Origin of the sequence: Solwaraspora sp. WMMD937 (genome assembly GCF_029581175.1) — a bacterium.
Taxonomy (GTDB): domain Bacteria; phylum Actinomycetota; class Actinomycetes; order Mycobacteriales; family Micromonosporaceae; genus Micromonospora_E.
The window spans coordinates 40,592-60,321 of sequence record NZ_CP120738.1; the positions used below are offsets into that span (position 1 = coordinate 40,592).

The window sequence follows — 19,730 nt, forward strand, 5'->3', positions numbered from 1 at the left end:
GGCCGCACGCCTGGCGGCACCACTTGGCCCGCTGGCCGCTATGGGCCTAGCCAGTGAGCGTTAACATGTGGCCCCACCAGCCCGGTTGGCGGAGCTGGCACCCTCTCGGGGCAGCGGCAGCCGACTCACTCCCGGTCGCGCCCCAACGGGTGTTCCATCGACTGTGAACGATAACACCACGTGCGTCAAGAGGTAACAGGCGTGTTTCGTGGCGCCGATGCAGTGGCCGTCACCCGGCTGACGTTTCGCTCGGACGGCGGCAACGTTTCACCAGCCCAGCGCCTGACGGCCGGTACCCACAGGCCAACGCTGTTATCGATAACATCGCCCGCTGGCGATACCGGCGGGAGCTTGGCGGCGGACCGCCCGCTACCAACTCCACCGCCAGAACCGGTACTCGTACCGCACCGACAAGGTGCCGGCCGCGGTGCTGCCGGTGATGACGACGTGTGGGGCCGTCGCAACCGGCTCCGGCACCGCCGGCACCTTCATCCGCGCCGAGCCCGCCGACGTGGTCACCCCGTCGATGTTCGCGGTCGCCCCGTGCGGCAGCACGATGGTCGCCGACCCGGCCTGCGTAAACAACTCGATCTCCACCACCCGGTGGCCGAAGACGGCGTGCCGCATGTCCAGCAGCACCGAACCCGCCTTCGCGAGCACCACGAGCCGCCGCGGCACACTCCACCGACCGGTACGCCGCAACTGCCCCGCCTGGCTGCGCAACTCGACCACGTCGGCGGCGGCAACCGGGGCGACCGGATCGACCGCAGGCAGGTCGGCGACGAGGGATTCCACGTCGCCGAAGGTCCGCGCCCGCAACACCGCGTCGACCCGGTCGGAGAACTCGGCGAGCGTCAGTCGGCCCTCGGCGACGGCCGCGTTCAACCGGGCGACGACCGCTTCCCGGTCCGCATCGGACATCCGCAGTTCCCGCCGCGACGGCACGACCTCGCCACTCATCTGACCACTCTACGACGCGTCCGCCCACCCCCCGGCCGCGTGCGGCGCGGTCCGACCCGGGGCCCGGGCCGGACCGCGCCGACGTCAGTGCCGGATCGGCATCAGCAGCGAACAGCTCCGGTCGTCGTCGGGCAGTCGCACGGCCAGCGGCCGGATCGGCCCGTCCAGGTCCAGCACCAGCTGACCGCCCCCGGCGGCCACCACCGCCTGGAGCAGGAACTCCCGGTTCACCGCGACGTACCGATCCGGTGCGGCCCGCCGGGCCGTCGACCGCCGTCGGGACGAGTTCGGCGACCGCCATGCGGTAACGGTCGGTCGCGGCGAGCCGTACGGCGTCGGTCGAGACCTCGACGTGCACCCCGGCCAGGGCGGGAATCTCGGGGTCGGTGCCGACGGCGAACCGTACGGCGTCCAGCGCGCCGGCCAGGTCGGCGGCGTCGACGGTGACCCGGGTCGTGGTTGTGGTTGTGGTTGTGGTCATGGTGGTTCGGTTCTCCTCGGCATCGAGCAGGGCATGGATGCGGGAGAGCTCCCGACGGGCGTCGGCCAGGCCGTCCTGCAGCCGGCGCAGGTGCACGTCGAGCAGCCGCCGGGACACCGTGACGTCGGGCAACGCCCGGACCGCCTCGGTGATCTCGGCCAGCGGCAGGCCGACCCGGCGCAGCCCGGCCAGCAGCCGGGCGGCGCGCAGCTGACTCACGGCGTACCACCGGTAGCCGGTGTGCGGATCCACCGCAGCCGGCACCAGCACGCCGGCGGCGTCGTAGAACCGCAGCGCGCTGACGGTCAGCCCGCTGGCGCGGGCCGTCTCGCCGATGCTGTGCATGTCGCTCTCCACGTCCGTGGACTCTGCGGCCTCGACCAGGTCGAGGGTCAAGGCCGGCCGGGTACCGGAGCCGACGGGCCGGGCCAGCGGCGGGATGCCGGCCCGTGGCAGCATTGCAGTTCCGACCAGATCGATGTGCGCGTCCAACGAGACCGACATGCCCGCCGGGAGGCAGGATGACCCCGCAGGCACCTCCGCCGCTCGCCTGGCAGCACACGCCGGTGGCAGCGGATCATCACGCCGGTCGGCAGGCCCTCTCGCTCACCGCCGGCCCCGGCACCGACTGGTTCGTCGACCCGGTCGGCGAGTACCGCACCCACAACGCCCCGGCGCTGCTGTTCGCCTGCCCGGACGGCGAGTTCGCGCTCTCCGCCCGGGTCACGGTCGACTTCACGGCCGCGTTCGACGCCGGCGTGCTGTGCCTGCGCATCGACGAGGAACACTGGGCGAAGCTGTGCTTCGAGTACTCACCGCAGGGTCGGCCAATGGTGGTGACCGTGGTGACCAACGGCACCTCCGACGACGCCAACGCGGTCACCGTCGAGGCGTCCAGCGTCCACCTCCGGGTGCTGCGCAAGGGGTCGGCGTACGCGTTCCACTACTCAGTCGACGGCATGTCGTGGCAGTTCGCCCGACTGTTCCGGCTGACCGGTGCCGCCGATGCGCCGACCCAGGTCGGCTTCCTCGCCCAGTCGCCCACCGGTGACCGCTGCACCGCCACGTTCGAGCAGATCAGTCTGGACGACGTGGTTCCGGACGATCTGCGCAGTGGGCGGTGACCCGGACGGTGGTCCCGGACCGGCCGCCCGAGTCACGCATCGACGAGCTGGTCGGCGAGTCGGCCGACCGCAGCCGGCGGGGTGACTGGTCGGCGGCGGTCCGCTGCCAGCGGCAGGCCGTCGACCTGACCGGTGAGCTGCTCGACGACGCGCAACGGCGGACCGGGCTGGGTGGCCTGTGCTACCGCTCGGCCAACGCCGCACTGGGCTACTACGGCCATCCCGACGCGAACGGCAACGACGCGGACGACAGCGTCGACAGTGGGTACGTACACAGTGCAGCGGTGGTGTCGGCGTTGCTGAACTTCGTCGACGGCCGGGGCGTCGAGGGCTTCGTACCGGCGGCGGTGATCGCCGCCGGCCTGCCGCCGGGCCAGGCCCGGCAGGCGCTGGAGGCCGAGTTGCGGGTGGTCGACGGGCTGCTGTCGATGGCCGGTGGCCCGGTGCCGTTCCCGCCGGAGATGGGTCCACCGCCGGAACCGGCGGCGTACCTGCCGGTCTGGCAGCGGCTGCTGGAGGTGGCCACCGGCAGCTGCCGGGCGGCCGGTGACCACCCGCTTGCCGACGACCTCGACGCATGGCGCGCCCGATTGGGGTGACCGGGCGCGCACCTGCGTGGCGGTTACCGTGCCGGATTCCCACCTGCGTGGCGGTTACCGTGCAGGACGTACCCGCAGGCCGTGCCGAGGACCAGCTCGGCGACGGCAGCGGCGACCAGACCGGTGGCCGGCATCCCGTCCAGAGCGATGCTGAGCAGCCGGGACAGTCCGTACGCCAGGTAGACGGTCGCCCCGATCAGCGCCGCGGTGAAGGTCAGCCGGCGGACGAACGCCCCGAGGGTGACCAGGATCCCGGTGGCCAGCAGGGCCCCGCCGGCTGCCCGGGTCTCGCTGAGCAGGCTGCTGTTGCCGGCGAAGTCGATGCCGTTGCCGGCGTGGAAGGCGTCCGGTGCGGTCAGGACCGCGCCCCCGATACCGACCACGACCAGGCCGGCGACGACGAGGATCGCCTTCTGGCTGCGGGTACGGGTACGGGGCGTGTCGGTTGCCGGGCCGGCGACGGTGGTCACCGCCGCCACACCCCGGCGGCGGCCGCCTGCCGGCAGAAGTCGGCGAAGTCCCGCGGGGCCCGGCCCAGCGCCCGCTCGACGCCGTCGCCGAGCGACGCGTTGCGCCCGTCGAACACCTCCACGCACAGGTCGGTGAGCAGCCGCGCGTAGTCCGGCCCCAGCTGCGAGACCAGGGCGAGATGGAACTGCTCGGCGGTGACCGGCTGGTAGCCCACGGCCCGGCCGCTGGCCGTGGCGATCTCCGCCGCCGCCTGCGCGAAGGTGAGCAGGCGCGGCCCGGTGACGTCGTATGTCCGGCCGTCGTGCCGGCGGTCGGTGAGCACCGCCACCGCGACGTCAGCGACGTCGTCGACGTCCACGAACGGCTCGGCCACCTCGCCGGCGGGCAGGGCCACCGTCCCGGCCAGGACCGGCCCGAGCAGATGTCCTTCGGTGAAGTTCTGGTTGAACCAGCTGGCCCGCACGATGCCGTAGGTCAGCCCGGAACTGGCGACGATCGCCTCACAGCGGCCGGCGTTGGTCTCGCCCCGACCGGAGAGCAGGACCAGTTTGCGGACACCGGCGTCGCGGGCGGCGGCGGAGAACTTTTCGACCACGGTGGGCGCTTCGGGCGCGGCTAGGTCCGGCGAGTACGACAGGTACACGGCGTCCACCCCGCGCAGCGCGGCGGGCCAGCTGGCCGGCTCCGCCCAGTGGAACGGCTGCTCGCCCTGGCGGCTGGCCCGGATCACGGGGAGGCCGAGCGCGGTGAGCTGGTCGGCGATGCGCCGGCCGGTCTTGCCGGTCGCCCCGGTGACGAGCACTGACGGTCGTGACATGGCGTGGGAACTCCCGTTCGGTCTGGGTGGGGCATCGACGTGCCCGCCCTGCCGGGCTGCATGACGTTGCAGGTCGTCACCGCCGGACGGTGCTGGCTGGAGGTGGGTGACGCCCGGCCGTACCTGATCGGGCCGGGCAGTCTGACGCTGATCCCGGACGGTGTCCCGCACCGGTTCCGCAGCGCACCGGCCGCATCGACGCGGCCGCTGTTCGACATCCCGGTGCAGCAGCTCAGCGACCGGTACGAAATGATGCGGCACGGTGGCGGCGGCGAGCTCACCCAGGTGACGTACGCGGTGCTGCGCCCGGACCACGTCGCCGCCCGGCGGTTGATCGCCCAGCTGCCGCCGGTGCTGCATCTCGACCGGTTCGACGACGACGAGTCGGGGTGGCTGCACAGCACGTTGCGGCTGATCACCCGGGAGGCACAGGCGCTGCGACCGGGCGGTGAGACGATGCTGACCCGGCTGGCTGACGTACTGGTGATCCAGGCGATCCGGTCCTGGTTGGACGCTGCTCCGGAGGCGCGCCAGGGTTGGCTGGCCGCGCTGCGCGACGACCAAATCGGCCGGGCGCTGACCGCGCTGCACCGCGAGCCGGACCGGGACTGGACGGTCAGCACCCTGGCTCAGCAGGCCGGCATGTCCCGGTCGGCGTTCGCCGCCCGGTTCACCGAGCTGGTCGGTGAACCGGTGATCCGCTACCTGGCGACCTGGCGGCTGCAGCTGGCCCACGACCACCTGCAACGGTCCGCCGACCCGCTGCCGGTGGTCGCCCGCCGGTTCGGCTATCAGTCGGAGGCGGCGTTCTGCCGGGCCTTCAAACGGGCGTACGGGGTACCGCCGGGCCAGGTCCGTCGGCACCGGCGCAGCGCCGGGAACGACTGACCCGACCAGAGGCCGCCGTCCGGTGAACCGGCACACTGGGCGGATGGCACACCTGCGGGTCGACTTCTACTCCGACGTTCTGGAGCAGGCCACCTCGATGACCGTCCTGCTACCTCAGCACACCAGGACCCGGATCGGCGCTCCGGCGCGGGCCGGCGACACCGATCCCCCGGTGCTCTATCTGCTGCACGGGCTCACCGACGACGCCACCGCCTGGACCCGGTACAGCTCCGTCGAGCGGTACGCCGAGGAGCGTGGCCTGGCCGTGGTGATGCCCCAGGTGCACCGCAGCATGTACGCCGACGAGGTGCACGGAGCACCGTTCTGGACCTTCCTGTCCACCGAACTGCCGGCCGTGGTCGACTCGTTCTTCCGGGTCTCCCGACGGCGGGAGGACACCTTCGTCGCGGGCCTGTCGATGGGCGGGTACGGGGCGTTGCGCTGGGCGCTGCGCCAGCCGCACCGGTTCGCGGCGGCGGCCAGCCTGTCCGGCGTACTCGACGTGGCCGCCCGCCAGCACGGACCGTCGGTGTCCGCCACCGACCCGCTGATGCGGCGGGTCTTCGGCGAGCAGGACATCGCCGGTAGCGACGACGACCTGCTCGCGGTGCTCGACCGGGCCGACCCGGCGGCGTTGCCGCAGCTCTGGCTGTGCTGCGGCACCGAGGACGTGCTGTACCCGGACAACGTCCGGTTCCGCGACGCATGCGCCGCCCGGGGCGTTCCACTCACCGTCGACTTCGAAGCCGGTGACCACGTGTGGAGCTACTGGGACGCCAAGATCCGGGACGTACTCGCCTGGCTGCCGTTGTGACCGACGGTGCCGACGCGGCGCGAGTGGCCGCCGGGCTGGGCGACCAGTTGGCCACGTTGACCTTCACCGATCTCGGCACCGAACAGGTCACCAGGACGATCATCGACACCGTGGTGCGGTGGGGTGCCGGGCAGGGCTGGCGGGTGTACCGTCGGGCGGCCAGCGTACTGCCGCTGCCGCCGCCGATGCAGGGCCGGCACTCGGTCGTCGACGTGGCCTGCGCCCGGCCAGACGCACCGCCGCTGGTGGTCGAGGTGGACCACACCGACCGGCACCGTACGGTGGAGAAACTGCTCGCCGAGGCTGCCGCTGGTCGAGTGGCGATCTGGGTCCGATGGGGCAGTCGTGGCTTCACCGCCCCGCCTGAGCCGGTGCGGATGGTCACCCTGCCGGTCACCGTCCGGACGACCACGGCACGATCTGGCGTACGGTTGTTCAGCCGGCAGCCGGAGCGGCCGTTGGCGCCGCCCAGTCACCGGCCCGGCCCAGTGGCTGCGGCCGGGCCTCCTTCGTCCCTGTTCGACCCGGCCGACGGGGAGCCGCCCGACGGTGGATGACCGTCCGGCGGGGGCGGGCCGGGTGGTCGACTCTTCCCGCTGCGGGCGTCGGAGCCGTCCCCGCTGCGGGTACCGGAGCCATCCCCGTTGTCCACGCGTCGACACACGTGAACCGGTCCCGGCACCCACAGATCGGGACACGGAGGCACGGCGGCTCACGCCCTTCCGCGCAGGAGCGGACCACGCCGGATCTCGCGTAACCAGTCTCGGCCACGGTGAACGTCCGCAGAAGTCGCATCGCGTGACAGAATCTGGTGCTGATGTCACGGCGAGGACAAGGTGACTCGCCCAGGAAGGACGGTGACATCCGTGTCCGCTGTGGAGGTCAAATCGGAGCTGCGCACCCTGCGGGCCGGTCGCGGCGTGTCGGCACCCGATCTGTCCGGTCGGCTCGGCGACCACCTGCGTACGCTCTGCGGCAACAGTGCGGTGAACCGCGACGACGAGCCCGCCGAGTTGCGCGAGCGGGTGATAGCCGAACTGAACAGCCAGGTCCGACGCCTACCGGACGACATGGCGCTGGCGGCGAGGGTCGCGCTGGGGCTGCACCCGCAGGCGCAGGACGCGCACTTCCGTGGCCGGGTCGCCTGGCTGGCCCAACGGCTGGGTCGCGAGGACCGGACCGCGCTGCGCCGAATCAACGAAGCGGAAGTGCTGCTGGCCGAGGCGATCGGCCAGGAGCTGGGCCGGCGCAGCTCCAGCCCGGTCGGCGCCGGCTGGCACGTCGCCGGGCTGCGGGTGCTGGTCCGGCTGGACACCCCGACGATGGAGGCGTACGAGGAACGGCGGATCGTCGCCGACCGGGACGGCGTCGACGAGGTCGTGCTCGGTATGTCGCTGCCCTGCCCACCAGGCAGCGACGGGCTCGACATCCGGGCCGACGTGCACTGGGGCGGGCGGCTGATCAGGCACGAACGACCGCTGCCGCAGCGGTCACAGTTGGTCGTGGGCCTGCCCCGGCCACTCGCCGCCGGTGAGTCGTGCGACTTCAGTGTGGTCACCCGGCTGGGGCCGAGTCAGATCGCCTCACCGCACTACGTGCTGACGGCTACCCGACGGTGCCGGCGCTTCGAGCTGCGAGTGAGATTCGACCCGGACCGGTTGCCCAAGTGGGTGCGGCGAGTGACCGGGGAGCCCGTTCGGTTACTGGACACACCGCAGCCCGGCAGTGAACTGCTGCAGCCGGACGCGGTCGGCGAGGTGCACACGGATTTCGACGATCCGGAACTGTATCTCGCGTACGGCATCCAGTGGTTTCCGGCACTTCAGCCGTGACGCAGGATCGGAACGGTCGCAACGGGTCAGTCGGTCTCCATCACGCATCACCTCCGCTGACGTCGACAGGCAGAATCCGACGGAACTGCCATTGGCAGACAGCGATCAGCTGCGACTCTCCGAACGGTGTTGGGAATCGCGCCGATCAGACGGGACAGGTAGTGGTCGACAACGGTTACCCGGCATCGGCCCGGCAAGTGCCGGCAGCCGACGACAGGCGGTCGGGTCCCGGCCAGGGTGTGACGCTGGCCAAGGACTGCACACAGATGAACTGCACCGCGAACCGGCTTGGCCGGTTGGCGGGCGCGGACATCAGGCACGTCGCACAACGCAACGAGCCGCTCATTCCTCGTGGCCGGAATCCGGCCACCGATAGGTCAGTACCGCTGACCGGTGCTACGACAGCGCGGGCCGGCCGGCGCGGCCGTCTACCGCCAAGCGAAACAGCGTCGAATCGCTGGCCGGGTCACCGGACAATGAATGCACATGGCTCAAGTCGAAGCATGATCTGTCTCCCCGTGAGTCGCCGTACAGTAACCTTATCACCGCCCGCCAAGTTTGCCATCGTAAATACGGCGACAACCTGGTCACAGTCCTCTGTCTACAAGGCTGACCGGTCCGGACAGGCCGGTCGGTCCGGGGCCACATCTGATAGCCTTGCCGCAGCGTCGCGTGCCGGTGGCAGTCCGTGTCAGGCATGGAGGCACCGGACCGAAGGGAGCACGACGTTGACGACCGTCGCCCCTTCGCCCTTCATTTGTGGGTGAGGGCGACGAAGCCAGGCTGGTGGCCTGGAGCCGCGAACTGCGCGGCGTACACAACCGGCTCCGGGAGGCGCTGACCGTTACCCGGGAGGCGTTGGCCGCCGGCCGGCCTGCAGAGTCTGCGACCCGGGATCTGCTGCTGTTCTGTCACGGGTTCTGCGCCGCCCTGACCGCCCACCACGAGGGCGAGGACGATCGACTGTTCCCGGCCATCGCCGCGCAGCATCCCGAGCTGCACGACACGCTGCTCAACCTGCGGCAGGATCACTCGATGATCGCGTACCTGCTGAGCGGGCTACAGGCCGCCGTGGCGCGGGCCGCGCCGCCCGCCGAGCTGGACCGGCACCTGGACGGCCTGGCCGCGATCATGGAGTCCCATTTCAGGTACGAGGAACGCCAGCTGCTGGCGGTGCTGGAGACGCTGACGCTGGACGCGGACCCGGGCACCGTGCTGGGGCCGCTGTGACCCGACCGGTTCACCCCGCCGCGCGTCAGGCCCGGCCGCCCGGCGGGACCCGACCCCGGTTACGGCGAGAGAGTCGGCCCTGCAACGCCCGACGGGCGACCGGCCCCAGGTCGTCGACGACGTCGACCAGCACCGCCAACTGTTCCAACGCGGCCAACGCCTCGTCGGCACCGATTCGGTCGACCCCTTCGTACAGCTCCAGGCCGACGAACCCGGCGGCGACGACGCGGGCCAGGCCGGACGGGTCCGCCAATACGGCCAACGGCGATCCGGCCAGCACCCGGCGGAGCACCAGCTCGATCTCGTCGGTCCACAGCCGCAGCGCGGCCGCCGCAGCCGGAGCGAGCCGCTCGTCGGTCTGCGCACCGGCGAGCATCTGGGCCAGCACCGCGAGATTGCCGGCCTGACGTTCCTGTTCGTGCAGTTCACGGCCCAGGTCGAGCAGTTCACTGAGGGACCGTACGGTAGCGAACCGGTCGCGGTAGTCGGCCACCCGCTCGGCGGACGCCGCCTGGCAGGCCGCGACGAGCAGTTCATCAAGGGTCCCGAAGTGGTAGAAGACCAGGGCCTGGTTGACCCCGGCGCAGCCGGCGACGGTGCGGGCGGACACTCCGGCGATGCCGTACCGGCGGATCGCCTGCAACGCCCCGTCCATCAGCCGTTGCCGGGTGGCAGAGCCGTGACCAGTGCCGGCCCCGGCGCGGGTTCCCGAGCGGGCAGGCTTGGACGGGCCGGACCGCGCCGACGAACCACTGTTCATACCTGTGCATTCTCCCGCAGCGGGCGTACCGCAGCGGGCACCGGGGCCGTCCCCGTGTCCACGTACTGTGCCGTGAACCGGCCCCGGTACCCGAAGATCGGGCCGAGAAAGCGGTTGGTCACCCGTACCTCGATCCGGAAACACCCGTCGGAGCCGTCCCACCACTCGTGCACCTCGGCGCCGCCAGACAGAGCGCGGGGAAAGCGCCGGCCGGCATAGCGCTGCTCGCCGGTACGGATCACCAGCCCGCCGCGCCGGTCGACAGCGAGACTCAGCAGCACCGCGTAATGCTGACGGGTGCCGAGATAGTCCACAATGGCTGACCGGGCCGGGTTGTAGACCATCGTCGCGTCGAACCGACGGCGGCGGTGCGCCGCGACGTCGAAGGTGCGGACGAAGCTCACCGCCTCCCGGCCGAAGCTGTCCCGGTACGCGTAGTTGCCGATGTTGAACGGGACGTCGGTGCCCTGCTCGGGAAAAAGGATGTGGCGGGTCGCGCCGAGGTACAGGAACGGCACGGTGACCGCCCGGCCGTGCCAGATCCGGTCCATCACCCCGGTGCCGACGCAGCCGGTGGACTGCTCGCTGCTGATCCCGAAGCGTTCCCGCAGACGCGGGTGCAGCCGGTGGAAGTCGTCGCCGAGCGCCTGCTGGAAGATCGAGGTCACCGGGCCGCCGCCCGGGTCGCGTGGACGGTGGTGGTCCGCCGGTAGCGACGCGGCCGGCACCGTCGGGCCGCCGGTGTGCCGGGCAGCGGCGGCACGAGCCCGACCAGTGGTACGGCCAGCAGCGCGAGCCGGTGATCGAGCGCGGCGGCGGCGACCACCAGAGTGAGCCGGACGGCGACCTCGACGAGTGCCCGGTCGCGGCTGCGCTCCGGCGGTACGCCGTACTCCAGCCACAGTCGCAGCCGGTCGAACGACCAAGCGGTGGCCCAGCCGAAGGCGGGGCGAAAGATCCGGTCGGCGACCGGGCCGAGGCGACCCCACCCGGGCGTGTAGTCGTAGCCGGTCCAGAACCGGACGCCGTTGGGGGTCGCCTGATATCGCCAGAAGCCGTGGCCGGCACGGATCAGCGACAGCCGGTGGTCGCAGGTGAACCGCAACGCGGAGGTAGCGGAGCCGTCCGGCCGACAGCGTTCGGCGGTGGACTGTCCGGTGCCGGCGACGGTCAGGCCGGGCAGCAGCCGGGTGGCGTACCGGAACTGCCCCGGCGACCCGTACGGCTGGATCCGGGTGAAGCGCAGGTCCCACCGGCCGTGCCGGGCCGGGTCCTGGGTGTACCGCCACACCTGGTCGACCGGGGCCTGGATCAGTGTCTCGATGTAAAGCACACCAAACCTCCCAAATTTGAGCGAGTGCTCAACTGGGAGGCTAGCACGAGTTTGAGCATTCGCTCAAATGACGGGTAGGTGGGCTGACCGACGTGCCGCAGGTCAGTCGGCCGGGGCCCACGGACTGACCGCGACCCGACCGGTGGTGCCGATGTCGAGGCCGGACAACGTCCACTGTGTTACGCCAGACTTCGTCGCTCCACCGCCACCAGGCCTCGTCGCCCTCCTGCCGACCCCGTTCGGCCCGACCAGCACAACGCCCCAGATCCCATGCCACCCGGCTCTTCCGCCACGCGCCACCGTCGGCACGGTAGTACGGCCGGGCACCTTCCGTGGCGCCCCGTTCCGAGCCAGAGGTCCGGCCCGCCGGGTGCCGTCCGGCCCTGCCGCCGACCGCGTCGACCCGGGACAGTGATGGCATGACAGCGCGAGTGCACCACCCACACCCCGAGGCGAAATGCCCGATCCGGCCGGGCGAGCCCTGCACGCTGTGCCTGCCCGGCACCACCGGTCCGGCCGAATGCGGCCTCGTCTACCTGGTGATGAGCGACGACGAACTCCGTGCCGGGCTGCACGCGAACCGCCGGGTCACGGCATGATTGATCATGGCTTAGCGGGTTGACGCCGACGGCGTCGGGCATCCCGCCGGTCCCGGCTCACGTCCGCCGGGCGGCACCGATCAGCCGGGTCGGGATCGACCGTTCCACCACTGTCCCGTGCCGTTCGCCCGGCTCTACCCGGTACGCCCCGGCGCCGGGCAGGCTGCTGACCGCCTCGACCAGTTCGGTACCGACGTAGTGCAGGCCGACTCCGTCGTCGGTCGCGTGCCCGGCCGGCAGGTCGCCTGACGCGACGCACTCCAGGTACCGCCTCCGACGCGGCTGGTCCGCCAGGTCGTGGTGCACGCCGTTGCTGTACGGCAACAACCCCAACGCGTCGGTGACCGGGTCGAGCCGCTCGGAGAACGAGTCGGTCACCCCGCTGGTGTGCCAGCAGATGCTGCCGGCGCTGCCCCCGCCCAGCACCACGCCGGCCGCCCAGCACTCGCGGAGGATGACGTCGACCCGGTGCGCCCGCCACACGGCGAGCAGATTCACCACGCTTCCGCCAGTCACCCAGATCAGCTGCTGATCACGCAGGAACGCCCCGACGTCGTCGACGTTCGGCCGGGGAAACAGCTGCAGGTGGGACGGGATGACCTGCTCGGTGTCGCTGACGGCCGTGTAGAAGGACTCGATCACCTGGGACTGGTCACCGGTGGCGGTCGGCACCAGGCAGACCTTCGCCACCGGCACACCGGTCAACGAGATCGCGTGGTCGAGCAGTGCGCTGCGTCGCGGAGCCGGTTCACCCACCGGCGGATGCAGGATGCCGGAGACGGCAAAGATCTGGCGACTGGGCCGGGCCACCTGCCCATCATGCAGGAACAGCGCTGCCCGCCAGAAATGGCTCAAGATCTATTACACCTTTTTAGCTATATGCGGCCTCTAGTCCGTCGAGCGAGATATACAGTGCTTGCATCCGATTTGAGGAGTTAACGGCCCAGAGCTGGTTTGGAGTACACGCATGCCGAGTCACGGGGACGCGTCGGCGCCGGCTTCCGTCCTGCCTGGCACCGATCGGCGTGTCGCGTCCCGGACGCCGAACGGTAGAGCTGGCCGCCGGCACTCCGACAGACCAGCCGGCAGCCGGGGCGGACGGGTTCTGGTCCTCGAGAACGACGGACCCGAGAGCCCGGCGGACCGGCTCGACCAGGAATTCGACGTCGCGCTCCGGCTGCGTGGGCCGGTAGACCTGGAAGCACTGCCGGCCGTGCTCGCTCAATACCAGCCGAAGCTGCTGCTGTTGAAGCATTCCCTGGACGCCGCCGATGTACGGCTGATCGCCGCCTGTCGCGCCTACCGGGTGCCGATCCTCGTGCTCGCCCGACCGGTGTACGGACTCCTCCGGCCGGCTCGCCTGCGGCGGTACGGCGGGCTGCCCTGGTTCCAGCTGCGTTCCGGTCCATTGACGACCGCAGACATGTGGGCGAAAAGAGGGCTCGACCTCATCTTGATCTTGCTCGCGGCGCCGCTGCTCGTTCCCCTGCTGCTACTCGCCGGCGCGGCGGTGGCCGTGACCGGCCCACCACTGTACGTGCAGACCAGAGTGGGCGCCGGTGGCCGGCTCTTCCGACTGGTCAAGTTCCGAACGATGCACGTCGACGCCGAGTCGGCCACAGGGCCGACATTGGCCGCTGCCGACGACGACCGGATCACCAGACTCGGCCGATTGCTCCGGCGTACCCGCCTCGACGAGCTCCCGCAGTTGTGGAACGTCGTCCGGGGGGAGATGAGTTTGGTGGGGCCGCGGCCCGAACGGCCCGAGTTCGTCGGTGAGCTGTGCCGGCTCCAGCACTACCACCTGCGTCACCTCATCCGACCAGGGCTGACCGGCATCGCGCAGCTGACCGGCGGTTATGCAGCGACGGCTGAGGACAAGCTTCGGTGTGACCTGCTGTACCTGCACTGCCGGTCGCTGCGGCTGGACCTGGGTCTGCTCCTGCTCACCATCGTGGAACTCTGCCGGGGATTCCCCCGTGGTTAGCCTGTCGACCGGGACCGGCCGCCGGGTGGCCCGCAACACCGCCAGTCTGCTGGGCGGTCGACTGATCGTCACCGCAGTCGGGTTGCTGACGCTGCCCCTGGTGTATCGGCACCTCGGCAGCCAGGAGTTCGGTGTCTGGGTGTTGCTCTGCGCAGTCGTCGCCGTCCTGGCCATCATCGACCTGGGCCTCGGCTCGGCGATGGTACGTGAAGTCGCGCGGGACGACGGCGACTCGTCGTCCCGGCGGCTACGCGCCACGCTGGCCCTTGGCCTGGTCTGGGCGGTGTGCCTCGCCGTACTGGCAACGGCCCTACTGACCGTCTCCTGGTCCTGGGTCGGTCGGTTGTTGCAGCTGGGTGAGCTCGCCGGTGAGGCACGTCGAGCGATGTTGTGGTTGCTGTTGTCACTGTTCCTCGGCGGCGTCGAACTGCCGTGGCGCGCGGTTCTGGAGGGCACCCAGCGGCACGGCACGGCGGCCTGGATCGGTGCCGGAGCCGCGCTGGTGGGCGGTGTGCTGACGGTCGGTCTGTTGCGAATCGGCGGTGGGCTGGTAGGCCTGGCCGCCGTCACCGCCCTGGCCAGCGGCCTGCGGACCGGACTGACCATTCTGACCGCCCACCGGTACTGCCCGGCCTACACCCCGCGGCTGCCCGAAATCCGCCGCGAGGATCTGCGCGTCGTCCGCGGCTACGGCCTCCGGGTGCAGGCCACGAGCGCCTCGGGTGTGGTCAACACGGAGCTCGATCGGTTCGTACTGAGTGGCTTCTTCACCCCGGCCACCGCAGGGCACTTCGACCTGGGTGCCCGGCTGCTGAACCTGCTCCGACTCCCCCCGGGGTTCGCGCTCCTCGCGCTCTTTCCGGTCGCTGTCGCGGGCGCGGCCAACCCTGGCTGGCTCGACCGCTTCTACCTGCGAACGACGTGGCGTCTCGCCGTCTTTCTGGCACCGTGCACCGCCGCCGTCGTGGTGGCCGCCGACCCGCTGGTCCGACTCTGGATCGGCGCCCAGGTGCCCTGGGCGGCGACGAACCTCGCGGTACTGGCTCCCGCGTACGCGGTCAACCTGGTGCTCGGCGCGGCGACGATCGTGGCCCGGGCGGAGGGACGCCCGGGCCTCGAGACGCGGTACGTCATGCTGTCGGTCCTGCTCAACCTTGGTGCGACGGTCCCTCTCATCTGGTTGTACGGCCCGGTCGGCGTACCGCTCGCCACCGCGGCCGCGATCCTGCTCTCGTCGGGCTACTTTCTGTGGCACTTCCACCGCACCACGGCTCGGCCGCTGGCGCCGGTGCTACGGATTCTCGGCTGGACGGCTACCGCCGCTGTCGTCGCGGCGGCCGTCGGCGGTCTCGTGTCGCCGCACCTGCCGGACGGCGACGGACGGCTGGGCGCTGCGCTCGCGGTGTGCTGCAGAACCGGCATCACGCTGCTGGTCGCGACGTTCCTGGTGGCCGGCGTGCGATGGTTCCGCCCCACCTTCGACGGTCGCGCACCAGATCCGGCGGACCGCACGGCGGCCCAGGTGCATCCATGTGTCGATGCGGAGATTGCCGTTCGCACCGGAGCACCGTTGACCGACGAAGTTGGCAACCGATGAGCCCCCGTCGCGCCTCCTGCCTGGTCTGCGGTCCGGGACCGGTCGACGAAGCCATCCTCGGAGGACGGCTGCGGCAATGTCTGGCCTGCGGCTTCGCCTGGACGGTCGGCGCAGCCGATCCGACACCGGACCTCTACGACGACACGTACTTCGGAGGCGGCGGTTACGAGGACTACTTCCTGCCGGGGCCGCGCCGGTTCGAAGCCAGCCGGCGGTTGCGCTGGCTGCGCTCCACGGTACGGCCGCAGTCCCTGCTCGAGGTCGGACCAGCGGGCGGGTTCTTCCTGGAAGCTGCCCGCAGATGCGGCATCGACGTGTACGGCGTCGAGGTCTCCGCGGCGGCGACCCGTTACGCCCGCGACCGCCTCAACCTGCCAGTCCAGCAGGGCAACTTCGAATCCGCGACGCTGCCCGAGCGAGTCGACGCGGTCTGTGCCTTCCACGTACTCGAACACGTCACGGATCCCTGGCAGTTCCTCTGCGCCGCACGGGCGGCGCTGCGTCCCGGGGGCGCGTTGGTGCTCGAGGTTCCCAACATCGCCTCGGCGGCGGCCCGGCTGCTCGGCGAGCAATGGCCCGGGTTGCAGCCCGAGTACCACCGTTGGCACTTCACCCCCGGCTCGCTGGCGCATCTGGTGACGATGGCCGGGTTCCGGGTGCTCCGGCAGGACACCACGGTGTTCCGCTACTACATGCCGCTCCGGTATCAGCTACGGCACGCCCACCGGCTGCTGCCATCGGACTGGTCGGCGACCCGCTCGCTGCGGCTGGTCCATCCACGACAGGGCGACCTGGTCCGTCTGGTGGCGAGAGCGACGGACGGCGAGTGACAGGAGAATCGATGAGATCTGCGGAGAAGGTCGCGACCGGCTGCCTGCTGTGCGGCGACGGCTCGGGCGGTCGCCCCGTCACGGACGGGCTGCTCCGGCGCTGCGACACCTGCCAGTTCGTCTGGACGGCCAGCGAGCTGCCGCCACCCGAGCAGTTGTATGACCGCGCCTACTACGAAACCGACGGATACCAGGACTACTTCGCGTCCGCCGGACAACGACGGTACGAGTCCGCCCGGCGGCTCCGCTGGCTGCGGTCACGGGTTCACCCGGCGACCCTGCTGGAGGCGGGGTCGGCCGGTGGTTACTTCCTGCGGGCCGCCCGCGACGCCGGCATCGACGCCCGTGGCGTCGAGGTGTCGGAGGCGGCTGCCAGCTTCGCCCGGGAGCAACTTGGTGTGCCGGTACGCACGGACCGGTTCGAGGATCATGCGCCCGGCGCCCCGGTCGAGGCGGTCTGCGCCTTCCACGTACTCGAACACGTGACCGATCCGCGGCGGTTCCTGGCGGCGGCCCGGGCTGCGCTGCGACCGGACGGCTGGCTGGCGTTGGAGGTGCCCAACATCGCTTCGGCGGCCGCGCGCAGGCTTGGTAGCGCGTGGCCGGCGATCGCCCCCGACTACCACCGTTGGCACTTCACGCCGCACTCGCTCGCCCGGCTGCTGGCCGAGTCCGGCTTCCGGGTGGTCGGTCAGGACACGATCTTCTCCCGATACTACTGGCGGGCTCCGGCCCGCCTGCGGCAGGCCCGCAACCTGATGGTCGCCGACTTCGCGGCCTGTCGGTCGCTGCGGGTGAGCCACCCGACCCTCGGCGACCTGCTACGGGTCTTCGCGCGCAGGGAGGACCGATGAACAGCGTGGACCTGTCGATCCTGCTGGTGAGCTGGAACACCCGGGAGGAGACGCGGGCGTGCCTGGAGTCGCTGCCCACCGGGATCCGCGGCGACCTACGTTTCGAGATCGTCGCCGTCGACAACGGGTCGTGCGACGGGTCGGCCGAGCTACTGGCCAACCATCCCCAGGTACGGCTGTTACGCAACGAGCACAACGTCGGGTTCGCCGCCGCCGTCAACCAGGCCTACCGGCAGGCCCGAGGCGGGCTGATCCTGCTGCTCAACAGCGATGTCCGGTTTCACCCGGGCGCATTGAGCACAATGGTCGAGCATCTGCGACAGCACCCCGAGGCAGCCGGGGTCAGCCCGCTGTACCTGAACCCGGACGGGACATTCCAGCAGCACTATGTCAATCTGCCGAGTTTCGCTGCCACAATCGCTCTGGTCACCGCGCTACGCAAGCTCCCGGTCTTCCGGCAGGCACTGCACAGATTTCAGATGCGCGGAGAGGACTTCAGCCGACCCCGGTTGCTGGCCTCCGGCAGTTGCATGCTGCTGAGGAGGCAGGTGCTGCCGACGGATCACATCTTCGACGAACGGTTCCCGATCTACTGGAACGACGCCGTGCTCGCCCGCACGCTGCGGGACGCCGGCCGCCAGTTGTGGATGATCCCACACGCTGTGGTGACGCACAGTAGAGGTGCCTCGTGCCGTCGGCTCGGGCCAACCATCCGGCAGCGCCATCTACTCGGCAGCCTGGTCGGCTATCTGTCCCTGACCGAGCCGCGATACAAGCTGGCCGTCTTCCGCGCGGTGTGCCTCGTCGATCATTGTTTGAAACGGCTCTTTGGCCGGCCCGTGCCGCTGGGGCTGAGCGATCTACGAGCGGCGCTACGCGGCGACGTCGGTCCGCTGCCTGATGGTGACATCCGGGACTGGTGGGTGATCGTCGACTCGCGGCGGTCCGCAGCAGCTGCCGACTCCCCTCCGTCAGGCACGGTGGCCGCAGCCCTGGTGACGGAGGCGAGCCGGCGGCAGGACAAGCGGGTCCTACTGCTGCGCGCGGAACCCGCCGCACGGTCACGTTGGCGGTTGACGATCCAGACGCAGGACCAGGCCGTCTGGTCCGCAGACCTTCCGTCGGCGCTGCCGTTCGGCAGGTACGTCCGTTGGATCGATCGGGTCAATCTGCGGTTCGGCGCCGGCCGGCTACGCCGCTGGCTGGACCGGCAGGCCGGCGCCCGGGTGCTGTACCTGACCGACGAGCGCGTGACCGCGGTGATCGGATACCTCGGCGAGGATGAAGTACACAGTCTCTCGTCGCCCCTTCCGGCAGCGGCGGAACCAGCTCATGTCTAGGCCTGGTCACCCGGTCCGCTCGTCGTCCCGGTCCGTTGCCACGCCACAGCCGCGGCGGCATCGTGCCGGCGACACCGATGCGTCCCGACAGTCCACCGACACCGGCAGCGGGTGGGTGGTGATGTTCAGCGCCACACCATGGCGTGGCGGGGCCCACCGCCAGCACGCGTTGGCCCGTCAGATCGCGGTCGACCGTCGGGTGCTCTACGTGGACCCCCCTGGCCAGCTACCGAGTTGGCGGATGTCGGTCACCCCGGTGGAGCACAACCTGTGGCGCGCCGAGGTGCCCGTCCTCCTACCGCTCGGCCGGCAGCTTCCCCCGGCCAACCTGGTCAACCGCCGGTGCGGCGCGTCACTCATCCGTCGATGGTTGGACGACCGGCCGGGCCACCGGTTGCTGTGGATCGACGAGGACCTGGCCGCGACGGTCGCGGGGCGCCTGGGAGAGCTGGCTGTCGTCTACGACGCGACGGATCTGGACTGGACGTTCACCCGGCGGTGGAACCGATGGCACCTACGGCAGGCCCTGCGCAAGGCGCTGGCCGCCGCCGATGTGGTCTTGGCCTCGTCCTCGGCGCTGCCCGCGCGGCTACCCATCGGGCACCGGTCGGTGGTGGTATTACCGAACGGCTGTGATCCGGAGAAGTTCGATCCAGCAGGGCCGGTCTCCTCGTGGCTGGCCCGACTACCCCGGCCGGTGCTGGGCTACGTCGGTGCGGTCGACACCCGGGCGTTCGACGCCGACCTGGTGGCGCATCTGGCAACAAACCATCCCGAGTGGACCTTCGTCCTCGCCGGTCCGACGACCCGGGGCGGCCGGAGTCCGCTCGCCAGGCTGCCCAACATCGTTCTCACCGGTCCGGTTCCCTTCGCGGACGTCCCCGGAATTCTGCGCGGCTGTGACGTAACGATCATCCCTTACCGGGTCGGCGGGCTGATCGACTACGTGCATCCCAAAAAGTGCTACGAGTATCTCGCGATGGGCAAACCCGTCGTCGCCACACCGCTACCGGCGCTGCGTGGCATCGGCGCTGCGATCCGGCTGGCGGCGGGGCCGCAGCAGTTCGGCGCGGCGGTCGAGGAGGCGTTGCGGACAGCGGACGTTCCGGCCGAGGTGTCGCTACGCCGGTCCGTCGCGGACGACAACAGCTGGGCGGTACGGGGTGCCCAGCTGCGTACTCTGCTCACGGATCTGGCCGGACCGCCACTATGAG

The 19,730-nt window shown here is 70.8% G+C and carries 21 protein-coding genes and 1 pseudogene; 14 read left to right on the forward strand and 8 right to left on the reverse strand.

The features are described 5' to 3' along the window. Positions 1–369: 369 nt before the first annotated feature. Positions 370–960, reverse strand: coding sequence for a DUF1707 domain-containing protein (locus O7621_RS00175; RefSeq protein WP_282232186.1), 591 nt, complete (start codon positions 958–960; stop codon positions 370–372). A gap of 84 nt (positions 961–1,044) precedes the next feature. Beyond that, positions 1,045–1,786: pseudogene (locus O7621_RS00180) on the reverse strand (MerR family DNA-binding transcriptional regulator). A 176-nt stretch (positions 1,787–1,962) separates the two neighbouring features. Between O7621_RS00180 and O7621_RS00185 the strand changes: the two are divergent. After that, entirely contained in the window at positions 1,963–2,565 is a 603-nt protein-coding gene (locus tag O7621_RS00185) for a DUF1349 domain-containing protein (RefSeq protein WP_282232187.1), read from the forward strand. Continuing rightward, a complete protein-coding gene (locus O7621_RS00190) occupies positions 2,562–3,164 on the forward strand; it encodes a hypothetical protein (RefSeq protein ID WP_282232188.1) in 603 nt (200 codons plus the stop codon). The genes O7621_RS00185 and O7621_RS00190 overlap by 4 nt, the downstream gene beginning before the upstream one ends. A gap of 23 nt (positions 3,165–3,187) precedes the next feature. On the opposite strand, the gene O7621_RS00195 is transcribed toward O7621_RS00190, so the two are convergent. Together O7621_RS00195 and O7621_RS00200 are read right to left on the reverse strand one after the other, a co-directional pair. Further along, positions 3,188–3,634: a DUF4345 domain-containing protein gene (locus O7621_RS00195; protein WP_282232189.1), complete on the reverse strand. Its 447-nt coding sequence runs from the start codon at positions 3,632–3,634 to the stop codon at positions 3,188–3,190. Further along, complete coding sequence (locus O7621_RS00200) at positions 3,631–4,452, reverse strand: NAD(P)H-binding protein (protein WP_282232190.1); 822 nt, start codon at positions 4,450–4,452, stop codon at positions 3,631–3,633. Before O7621_RS00200 ends, O7621_RS00195 begins: the two co-directional genes overlap by 4 nt. A 3-nt stretch (positions 4,453–4,455) precedes the next feature. On the opposite strand from O7621_RS00200, the gene O7621_RS00205 reads away from it, so the two are divergent. From O7621_RS00205 to O7621_RS00225, 5 genes are all read left to right on the forward strand, one after another. Then, positions 4,456–5,340, forward strand: a complete 885-nt coding sequence (locus tag O7621_RS00205; RefSeq protein ID WP_282232191.1) for an AraC family transcriptional regulator — start codon at positions 4,456–4,458, stop codon at positions 5,338–5,340. Between the two features lie 43 nt (positions 5,341–5,383). Then, a complete protein-coding gene (locus O7621_RS00210) occupies positions 5,384–6,154 on the forward strand; it encodes an alpha/beta hydrolase family protein (protein WP_282232192.1) in 771 nt (256 codons plus the stop codon). Continuing rightward, the gene (locus O7621_RS00215) at positions 6,151–6,711 is read left to right on the forward strand and encodes a hypothetical protein (RefSeq protein ID WP_282232193.1); all 561 of its coding nucleotides are present in this window, start codon (positions 6,151–6,153) and stop codon (positions 6,709–6,711) included. Before O7621_RS00210 ends, O7621_RS00215 begins: the two co-directional genes overlap by 4 nt. A gap of 309 nt (positions 6,712–7,020) precedes the next feature. Next, on the forward strand, positions 7,021–7,986 hold the full coding sequence (locus O7621_RS00220; protein WP_282232194.1) for a hypothetical protein: 966 nt from the start codon (positions 7,021–7,023) through the stop codon (positions 7,984–7,986). A gap of 759 nt (positions 7,987–8,745) precedes the next feature. After that, positions 8,746–9,216: a hemerythrin domain-containing protein gene (locus O7621_RS00225; RefSeq protein WP_282232195.1), complete on the forward strand. Its 471-nt coding sequence runs from the start codon at positions 8,746–8,748 to the stop codon at positions 9,214–9,216. 25 nt (positions 9,217–9,241) lie between these two features. On the opposite strand, the gene O7621_RS00230 is transcribed toward O7621_RS00225, so the two are convergent. The 3 genes from O7621_RS00230 to O7621_RS00240 all read right to left on the reverse strand — a co-directional run bounded on the left by O7621_RS00230 (position 9,242) and on the right by O7621_RS00240 (position 11,309). Then, entirely contained in the window at positions 9,242–9,871 is a 630-nt protein-coding gene (locus tag O7621_RS00230) for a TetR family transcriptional regulator (protein ID WP_282234787.1), read from the reverse strand. Between the two features lie 101 nt (positions 9,872–9,972). Next, the gene (locus tag O7621_RS00235; protein WP_282232196.1) at positions 9,973–10,644 is read right to left on the reverse strand and encodes a DUF4166 domain-containing protein; all 672 of its coding nucleotides are present in this window, start codon (positions 10,642–10,644) and stop codon (positions 9,973–9,975) included. Further along, positions 10,641–11,309, reverse strand: coding sequence for an SRPBCC family protein (locus tag O7621_RS00240; protein WP_282232197.1), 669 nt, complete (start codon positions 11,307–11,309; stop codon positions 10,641–10,643). Before O7621_RS00240 ends, O7621_RS00235 begins: the two co-directional genes overlap by 4 nt. Positions 11,310–11,728: 419 nt before the next feature. On the opposite strand from O7621_RS00240, the gene O7621_RS00245 reads away from it, so the two are divergent. Next, positions 11,729–11,908, forward strand: a complete 180-nt coding sequence (locus O7621_RS00245) for a DUF6767 domain-containing protein (RefSeq protein WP_282232198.1) — start codon at positions 11,729–11,731, stop codon at positions 11,906–11,908. A gap of 57 nt (positions 11,909–11,965) precedes the next feature. Here the strand turns inward: O7621_RS00245 and O7621_RS00250 are convergent, their stop codons facing one another. Then, positions 11,966–12,763 carry a peptidase E gene (locus O7621_RS00250; protein ID WP_282232199.1) on the reverse strand — a complete coding sequence of 266 codons (798 nt, stop codon included), beginning with the start codon at positions 12,761–12,763 and terminating at the stop codon, positions 11,966–11,968. 358 nt (positions 12,764–13,121) lie between these two features. On the opposite strand from O7621_RS00250, the gene O7621_RS00255 reads away from it, so the two are divergent. The 6 genes from O7621_RS00255 to O7621_RS00280 all read left to right on the forward strand — a co-directional run bounded on the left by O7621_RS00255 (position 13,122) and on the right by O7621_RS00280 (position 19,729). Further along, on the forward strand, positions 13,122–13,895 hold the full coding sequence (locus tag O7621_RS00255) for a sugar transferase (protein ID WP_282232200.1): 774 nt from the start codon (positions 13,122–13,124) through the stop codon (positions 13,893–13,895). Continuing rightward, entirely contained in the window at positions 13,888–15,492 is a 1,605-nt protein-coding gene (locus O7621_RS00260) for an oligosaccharide flippase family protein (RefSeq protein ID WP_282232201.1), read from the forward strand. Before O7621_RS00255 ends, O7621_RS00260 begins: the two co-directional genes overlap by 8 nt. Then, positions 15,489–16,322: a class I SAM-dependent methyltransferase gene (locus O7621_RS00265; RefSeq protein WP_282232202.1), complete on the forward strand. Its 834-nt coding sequence runs from the start codon at positions 15,489–15,491 to the stop codon at positions 16,320–16,322. Before O7621_RS00260 ends, O7621_RS00265 begins: the two co-directional genes overlap by 4 nt. 11 nt (positions 16,323–16,333) lie before the next feature. Further along, positions 16,334–17,176: a class I SAM-dependent methyltransferase gene (locus O7621_RS00270; RefSeq protein ID WP_282232203.1), complete on the forward strand. Its 843-nt coding sequence runs from the start codon at positions 16,334–16,336 to the stop codon at positions 17,174–17,176. Next, entirely contained in the window at positions 17,173–18,516 is a 1,344-nt protein-coding gene (locus O7621_RS00275; protein ID WP_282232204.1) for a glycosyltransferase family 2 protein, read from the forward strand. Before O7621_RS00270 ends, O7621_RS00275 begins: the two co-directional genes overlap by 4 nt. A gap of 121 nt (positions 18,517–18,637) precedes the next feature. Beyond that, the gene (locus O7621_RS00280) at positions 18,638–19,729 is read left to right on the forward strand and encodes a glycosyltransferase (protein ID WP_282232205.1); all 1,092 of its coding nucleotides are present in this window, start codon (positions 18,638–18,640) and stop codon (positions 19,727–19,729) included. Position 19,730: the final 1 nt, after the last annotated feature.